The organism is Stenotrophomonas sp. PS02300 (assembly GCF_029959395.1).
Lineage (GTDB): Bacteria > Pseudomonadota > Gammaproteobacteria > Xanthomonadales > Xanthomonadaceae > Stenotrophomonas > Stenotrophomonas maltophilia_AD.
The window spans coordinates 1-6,831 of record NZ_JASCOP010000171.1; the positions used below are offsets into that span (position 1 = coordinate 1).

Here is a 6,831-nt window from a genome sequence, read left to right on the forward strand (position 1 = left end):
GCCCAGCCCGGACCATGCGAAAACCACCGGCTGTTTGCCAAAATGCAAAAAGGCTGCCGGGCAAAGCCCGGCAGCCTCTTTCAATCTGCAATCGCAATAAGCCGTACGGGGCTTACGGCGCCAGCTTGGCCTTCAGCTCACCCAGCAGCTTGGTCGGGGCCGCGCCGGTAGCCGGCAGGCCGCGCGGATCCACGGCCGAGATGTAGGCGCCGGCTTCGACGGCCACCACACGGACCAGGAAATCGCTGCCTTCGAAGGCCACATCGTAGGAGCCCAGCAGCTGGGCCTTGCTGGCGATCTTCACGCCCTCAACCGACTCCAGCGCCGTGCCGACCTTGCCGAACACCTCGTCCTTGCTGCCCGGGATGGTGAAACCGGCATTGTTGGCCGGCGCCTGCGACGGGGCCGGCTTGTTGGCCTGCGAGGCCAGCACCGGCACCTGGGCGGCCGGGCTGGCGCCCGGGGCGTTCAGATCCGGCGGGATTTCCAGCGGGCGCACTTCCGGCGCCAGTGCGTAGTCGCCCTTGACGCCGCGCTTGCAGCCGGTGACACCTGCCAGCGTGGCGGTGGCCAGAATCGCGAACGACAGCACGCGGATGGCGGAAACGGATTGACGCATGTGAATCTCCTGGGTCAGGCCACTGATGTCAGTGGCTGGAAAGGGCTTCGAGCGCACCGATGTCGGTGGCCAGGTGTTCGGCGGCGGCGTGGTGGGCGGCCGACAACGGCAGCAGCGGCAGCCGCAGGCCGTGGCCGATGCCGATCCGGCGCAGCAGGTCCTTCACCGGGATGGGGTTGGGTTCCACCCCGCAGAATTCATGGAACGGCTCCAGCCGGGCATCCCAGGCCTCGGTGGCCTCGCGCTCGCCCGCCGCAGCCAGGTCGCACATGCGCCGGTAGGCACCGGGCAGCGCGTTCGAGCCGACCGAGATCAGCCCGTCCACCCCGGACAGGATCGAACGGGCGGCTGTGCCGTCATCGCCACTGAGGATCGCAAAGGTCGGCGAACGCAGCGCCAGCAGGGCCTGGACACGGCCCACATCGCCCACCGCTTCCTTGATGCCCACGATGTTCGGGTGCGCGGCCAGCTCGGCCACCGTCTCCGGCAGCATGTCGCAGCCGGTACGGCCCGGCACGTTGTACAGGATCACCGGCAGGCCGCCCTGGTCGGCCACCGCCCGGTAGTGCGCGATCAGCCCGGCCTGGGTCGGGCGCACGTACGGCGGGGTCACCACCAGCGCGTGGGTCGCGCCGCTGGCCGCCGCCCGGCGGGTCTGTTCGATCGTTTTGGCGGTTCCCGACAGGCCGGTACCGGCCAGCACCGGCACGCGCCCGGCGACGGTTTTGACCGCACTGCGCAGCAGCTGGTCGTATTCGTCATCGGACAGGGTCGCGGCCTCGCCGGTCGACCCGGCGACCACCACCCCGTGAACGCCACCCTCCAGTTGCAGGTGCAGCAGGCGCTGCCAACCGTCGGGATCCAATGCGCCATTGGCCTGGAAAGGCGTGGCCAGCGCGGTGATGAGACCGGAAAGGGACAAGGAAACGATGCTCGGAAGAAAGGGGGACGAAGGCCGCTGGAAGCGCGGTCGGACGTACGTTGCATGTTACTTGCGGGTCGAAAGCGCGGGCAAGTATGCTGGACTCCGGCGAACGCGCCGTCGCCGGCGCCGTTCAGACTCATCCCGCATTACCGGAACCACCTTGACCGACACCACGCCGCGGCCTGCGCCGACCGAAAACCATCTCCTGATCAACGCCTACACGACGCATCCGGAGTCCCCCCTGCTGCCCGTCACCCGGCGCATCGCCGACAGCGGCTGCAACCTGGTCGATGCCCGCCTTGCCACCGTGGGCCGCGATGTCTCGGTCACCGCCCTGGCCACCGGCTCCTGGGACTCGGTGGCCAAGCTGGAAGCCATGCTGACCCGGCTCGAACGCGAGGAAGGCCTGAAACTGGTGTGGTACCGCACCGGCGCCAAGCAGGCGCAGTCCAACCTGCTGCCCTACATCGTGGAAGTGATCGCCGCCGACAAGCCCGGCATCCTGTTCCAGCTGGCCGATTTCTTCGACCGCCAGGGCATCACCATCGAAAACCTGCAGAGCACCCGCTACCGCGCCATGCAGACCGGCGCGGAGATGTTCTCGGCGCAGGTCACCATCGGGGTGCCCGCCAACATGCACATCGCCGCGCTGCGCGACGATTTCCTCGAATTCTGCGACCACCTCAACCTGGACGCGATCATGGACCCGATGAAGTTCTGACGGCTTCGCGCGTTCATCACGAACGCGCGGTGTTTCATGCAGTTGTAAGACGCTTCACTCAGGCTCCGCAGCAAGGACCTCATGAACAACGGCGATACCCTGGACAGCACCACCCTCGCCCTCCCGCTGGCCCTGTCCGGCGGCGACCACACCACCCTCGGCGATCTCGCCGGCCAGTGGCTGGTGCTGTACTTCTACCCCAAGGACAGCACCCCGGGCTGCACCACCGAGGGCATCGATTTCAACGCCCTGCTGCCGGAATTCAAGCGCGCCGGCGCCCAGGTGTTCGGCGTTTCGCGCGATTCGGTCAAGTCCCACGACAACTTCTGCGCCAAGCAGGGCTTTGCCTTCCCGCTGGTCAGCGATGGCGACGAAGCGCTGTGCACCGCGTTCGATGTGATCAAGCTGAAGAACATGTACGGCAAGCAGGTGCGTGGCATCGAACGCAGCACCTTCCTCATTTCTCCCGACAGTCGTATCGTGCAGTCGTGGCGCAAGGTGAAAGTCGCCGGCCACGCCGAATCCGTGCTTGAAGCGCTGAAGGCCGCGAAAACCCAGTGACCCACCTGCACCCCACAATGGCCATCACCCTGCCCTGCAGGTCGTGATGGCTTGTCCCTGTTCTGCCACCAGGAAATGACGATGACCCGAGGCAAGCGCATCTACGTTCTGGATACCAACGTGCTCATGCACGATCCAACCGCGCTGTTCAAGTTCGAGGAGCATGATGTCTACCTGCCGATGCAGGTGATCGAAGAGCTGGACAACGGCAAGAAGGGCACCTCCGAAGCGAGCCGCAACGCCCGCCAGGTGAGCCGCTTCCTCAACGAGCTGGTGCAGGCCTCCGGCCTGGACAACCTGGCCGACGGCATTCCGCTGCAGCGCCCGAACGGGCTGCAGCTGCGCGGCAAGCAGAGCGTGGGCCTGCTGCGCTTCCAGACCAGCCACTTCGATGCCGGCAAGAGCTTCGGCGCGGTGATTCCGGACAACGCCATCCTCGGCGCGATCCTGGCGCTGAAGGAACAGGTGCCTGAGATCCCGGTGGTGTTCGTGTCCAAGGACATCAACCTGCGGATCAAGGCGGCCATCGCCGGGATCGTGTCGGAAGACTACGAGAACGACCGCGCGCTGGACGATTTCAGCCTGCTCTACACCGGCGCCACCGAATTGCCGGAAGATTTCTGGAAGAAGCACACCAACGACCTGCGCAGCTGGAGCGACAAGGGCCGGACCAGTTACGAAATCCAGGCCACCGATGACGAAGACTGGCATCCCAACCAGTACGCCTACCTGCCGGGCGACGATGAAGTCGAACTGCGCGTGGCCAAGGTCGACGGCAGCGGCAAGATCACCCTGTCGCTGGTCAACGATTTCCGCCATGGCAGCCATGCGGTGTGGGGGATCGGCGCGCGCAACCGCGAGCAGAATTTCGCGCTCAACGCGCTGATGGACCCGGGGATCGATTTCGTCACCCTGCTCGGCACCGCCGGTACCGGCAAGACCCTGCTGGCGCTGGCCGCCGGCCTGGCCCAGACCATGGACCAGCAGCGCTACCGTGAAATCATCATGACCCGCGCCACGGTCAGCGTGGGCGAGGACATCGGCTTCCTCCCCGGCACCGAGGAAGAAAAGATGACCCCGTGGATGGGCGCGCTCACCGACAACCTGGAAGTGCTCACCCACACCCAGGAAGGCGGCGCCTGGGGCCGTGCGGCGACCAACGACCTGATCGCCAGCCGGATCAAGATCCGCTCGTTGAACTTCATGCGCGGGCGCACGTTCCTGTCGCGTTACCTGATCCTGGACGAAGCGCAGAACCTCACCCCCAAGCAGATGAAGACGCTGATCACCCGTGCCGGCCCCGGCACCAAGATCGTCTGCCTGGGCAACGTCGAACAGATCGACACGCCGTACCTGACCGAAACCACCTCGGGCCTGACCTACGCGGTGGACCGCTTCAAGAACTGGCCGCACAGCGCGCACATCACGCTGCGCCGTGGCGAGCGTTCGCGCCTGGCCGATTACGCTTCGGAGGTGTTGTGAACCGTTCCCTGTCCCGTGCGTTGCTGCCGCTGGCGCTGGCCGCGCTGGCGGCTGCCTGCACGCCCGCCAATACCCGCCCCGGTGCCACCGTGCCGACGGCGGTCAAGACCGGCCAGTCGTGGGTGGTGACCCGCCCGCTGGTGGTTGCCCAGGTGCTCGATACCTGTTCGCGTCCCAGCCCCGGCCAGACGCCGGGGCGGGTGACCGGCTACTGGGCGCCCAGCCGCCAGCAGATCGAACAGCTGGAAAGCCGATTGCCTTCGCTGGAAGCCCAGGTGCCCAACGTCACCGATTTCGACCGCCAGTACGTCGGCATCGAAGTGGAAGGCCGCAAGCTGATCTACCTCAACGCCTTCCGCCTGCCCGACCACAGCGAGATGGACCCCGCCCGCGAAGCGATCCGCGTGTGCGATGGCGGCAACCTGTTCTGGGGCGCGCTGTTCGATCCGGCCAGTGGCGAGTTCTCCGAGCTGGCGTTCAACGGCGGCAAGACCGGGTAGCACCCGATGGCGCAACGCGCCGCCCGGCTGCACAATCGCGGGATGAGCCCTTCCACCCCCGTGTCCGTCCTCACCATCGCCGGTTCCGATTCCGGCGGTGGTGCCGGCATCCAGGCCGACCTGAAAGCCTTTGCCGCGCACCGCGTGCATGGGCTGTCGGCGATTGCCGCGCTCACCGCACAGAACACCCGCGGCGTGACCGCCGTGCACGTGCCGCCACTGGACTTCCTGCAGGCACAGATCGATGCCTGCTTCGCCGATTTCGACATCCATGCGGTCAAGCTGGGCATGCTGGCCAACGCCGAGGTGATTGGGCTGGTCGCCGATGCCCTGCAGAAGCATCGCCCCACCCACGTGGTGCTGGACCCGGTGATGGTGGCCACCAGTGGCGCGCGCCTGCTGGAAGGCAGCGCACTGGATGCACTGCGCACGCGGCTGCTGCCGCTGGCCACGCTGCTGACCCCCAACACCCCCGAAGCCGAGCTGCTGCTCGGCCGCCGCATCGAAAACGCCGATGACGCCGAAGATGCCGCCGCCGCGCTGCTCGACCTCGGCGCCGGTGCGGTGCTGCTCAAGGGCGGCCACATGGCCGAAGGTGCGCGGGTGATCGACCGCTACTTCGATGGCGTCACCCGCGAAGAATTCATCCACACCCGGCTGCCGGTGGACGCGCATGGCACCGGCTGCACGCTGGCCTCGGCCATTGCCGCGCAGCTGTGCTGCGGGCTGTCGCTGCCGAACGCCTGCGAGGCGGCCATCGATTACGTCGCACGCGGCCTGCAGGGCGGCTACACGCCTGGCCGCAGCGAGGTGCTGGTGCTCGATCACTTCGGCGCGGCGCGGCCGGCATGACGCGCGCGCTGGTGGTTCCCGTGCAGGCCGATGACGGCCATCGCTTCGAACTGATCGGGCGCGTGCCACAGCAGCCGCGCGCGCAGCTGCTGTGGCTGCCGGCACTGGGCGTATCGGCGCGCAACTACCAGCCGTTTGCCGATGCGCTGGCCGCACGCGGCATCAGCGTGTTCCTGCACGAATGGCGCGGCAACGGCAGCAGCAGCCTGCGCCCGTCGCGCGCGCAGGACTGGGGTTACCGCGAAATCCTCGAGCAGGATCTTCCGGCCAGCCTGGCCGCGCTGCGCCTGCATGGCACCGCGCCGCTGATCATCGGCGGGCACAGCCTCGGTGGGCAGCTGGCCTGCGTGTTCGCCGGCCTGCATCCCAGCGTGTTCGCACGCTTCTGGCTGGTCGCCACCGGCACCCCGTATTGGCGCACCTTCCCTGCCCCGCGCGGCTGGACGCTGCCGCTGGTGTATCGCTTCCTGCCGTGGCTGGCGCAGCGCCAGGGCGTGCTGCATGGGCGCCGGCTCGGCTTTGGCGGCACCGAAGCGCGCGGGCTGATCCGCGACTGGGCCCGGGTGGGCCTGAACAACCATTACGCGGCGGAGGGCGTGCAGGCGGACCTGGAAGGCGGCATGCGGCGCCTGCACGGCCACGCCGACGCGGTGGTGCTGGCCGACGACTGGCTGGCGCCTCCCGGCTCGATGCAGGGCCTGCTGGCCAAGCTGCCACAGGTCGCTTCCACACTGTCCGTCGTAGCGGCAAGCACGCTGGGCACGCGGGCCGACCACTTCGCGTGGATGAAGGCGCCGGAGGCCGTGGTGAAGGCGCTTTTTCATTCATTTGAATGAAGTCCTTCACAAAAGCGTTGACGGATGCGGCGTCGATCCGCATAATTCCGCTCCTGTTGACGCGCCCGTAGCTCAGTTGGATAGAGTACCTGGCTACGAACCAGGCGGTCGGGAGTTCGAATCTCTCCGGGCGCACCATCAACAGGCTGGCAGTTTCGCCTCTGCCGGTAGCAACAGACAACGTGATGTAAATGCGCCCGTAGCTCAGTTGGATAGAGTACCTGGCTACGAACCAGGCGGTCGGGAGTTCGAATCTCTCCGGGCGCACCATTACATCGCGGCAACAACCAGACAATGCAAGCGCGCCCGTAGCTCAGTTGGATAGAGTACCTGGT

General features: G+C 67.0%; 8 protein-coding genes and 2 tRNA genes. 8 read left to right on the plus strand and 2 right to left on the minus strand.

The annotated features are described in order from the left end of the window. Window positions 1–112: 112 nt before the first annotated feature. Both QMX79_RS19215 and dapA read right to left on the minus strand, forming a co-directional pair. Window positions 113–619, minus strand: coding sequence for a hypothetical protein (locus QMX79_RS19215; protein ID WP_282248199.1), 507 nt, complete (start codon window positions 617–619; stop codon window positions 113–115). A gap of 28 nt (window positions 620–647) precedes the next feature. Next, window positions 648–1,541, minus strand: a complete 894-nt coding sequence (gene dapA / locus QMX79_RS19220; RefSeq protein WP_282248200.1) for a 4-hydroxy-tetrahydrodipicolinate synthase — start codon at window positions 1,539–1,541, stop codon at window positions 648–650. Between the two features lie 163 nt (window positions 1,542–1,704). Between dapA and QMX79_RS19225 the strand changes: the two genes are divergently transcribed. From QMX79_RS19225 to QMX79_RS19260, 8 genes are all read left to right on the plus strand, one after another. Next, window positions 1,705–2,265 (plus strand): glycine cleavage system protein R, encoded by a 561-nt coding sequence (locus QMX79_RS19225; RefSeq protein WP_019183297.1) that lies wholly within the window; start codon window positions 1,705–1,707, stop codon window positions 2,263–2,265. A gap of 81 nt (window positions 2,266–2,346) precedes the next feature. Further along, window positions 2,347–2,826 carry a peroxiredoxin gene (locus QMX79_RS19230; RefSeq protein ID WP_282248201.1) on the plus strand — a complete coding sequence of 160 codons (480 nt, stop codon included), beginning with the start codon at window positions 2,347–2,349 and terminating at the stop codon, window positions 2,824–2,826. An 81-nt stretch (window positions 2,827–2,907) separates the two neighbouring features. Further along, window positions 2,908–4,308: a PhoH family protein gene (locus tag QMX79_RS19235; RefSeq protein WP_282248202.1), complete on the plus strand. Its 1,401-nt coding sequence runs from the start codon at window positions 2,908–2,910 to the stop codon at window positions 4,306–4,308. Then, the gene (locus QMX79_RS19240) at window positions 4,305–4,808 is read left to right on the plus strand and encodes a hypothetical protein (protein ID WP_282248203.1); all 504 of its coding nucleotides are present in this window, start codon (window positions 4,305–4,307) and stop codon (window positions 4,806–4,808) included. The genes QMX79_RS19235 and QMX79_RS19240 overlap by 4 nt, the downstream gene beginning before the upstream one ends. 42 nt (window positions 4,809–4,850) lie before the next feature. Next, window positions 4,851–5,660, plus strand: coding sequence for a bifunctional hydroxymethylpyrimidine kinase/phosphomethylpyrimidine kinase (thiD, locus tag QMX79_RS19245; protein WP_282248204.1), 810 nt, complete (start codon window positions 4,851–4,853; stop codon window positions 5,658–5,660). Continuing rightward, window positions 5,657–6,496, plus strand: coding sequence for an alpha/beta fold hydrolase (locus QMX79_RS19250; RefSeq protein ID WP_282248205.1), 840 nt, complete (start codon window positions 5,657–5,659; stop codon window positions 6,494–6,496). The genes thiD and QMX79_RS19250 overlap by 4 nt, the downstream gene beginning before the upstream one ends. 61 nt (window positions 6,497–6,557) lie before the next feature. Beyond that, window positions 6,558–6,634: transfer RNA gene (locus QMX79_RS19255), tRNA-Arg, on the plus strand. 55 nt (window positions 6,635–6,689) lie between these two features. Further along, window positions 6,690–6,766 (plus strand) — tRNA-Arg (locus tag QMX79_RS19260). The last annotated feature ends 65 nt before the right edge of the window (window positions 6,767–6,831 follow it).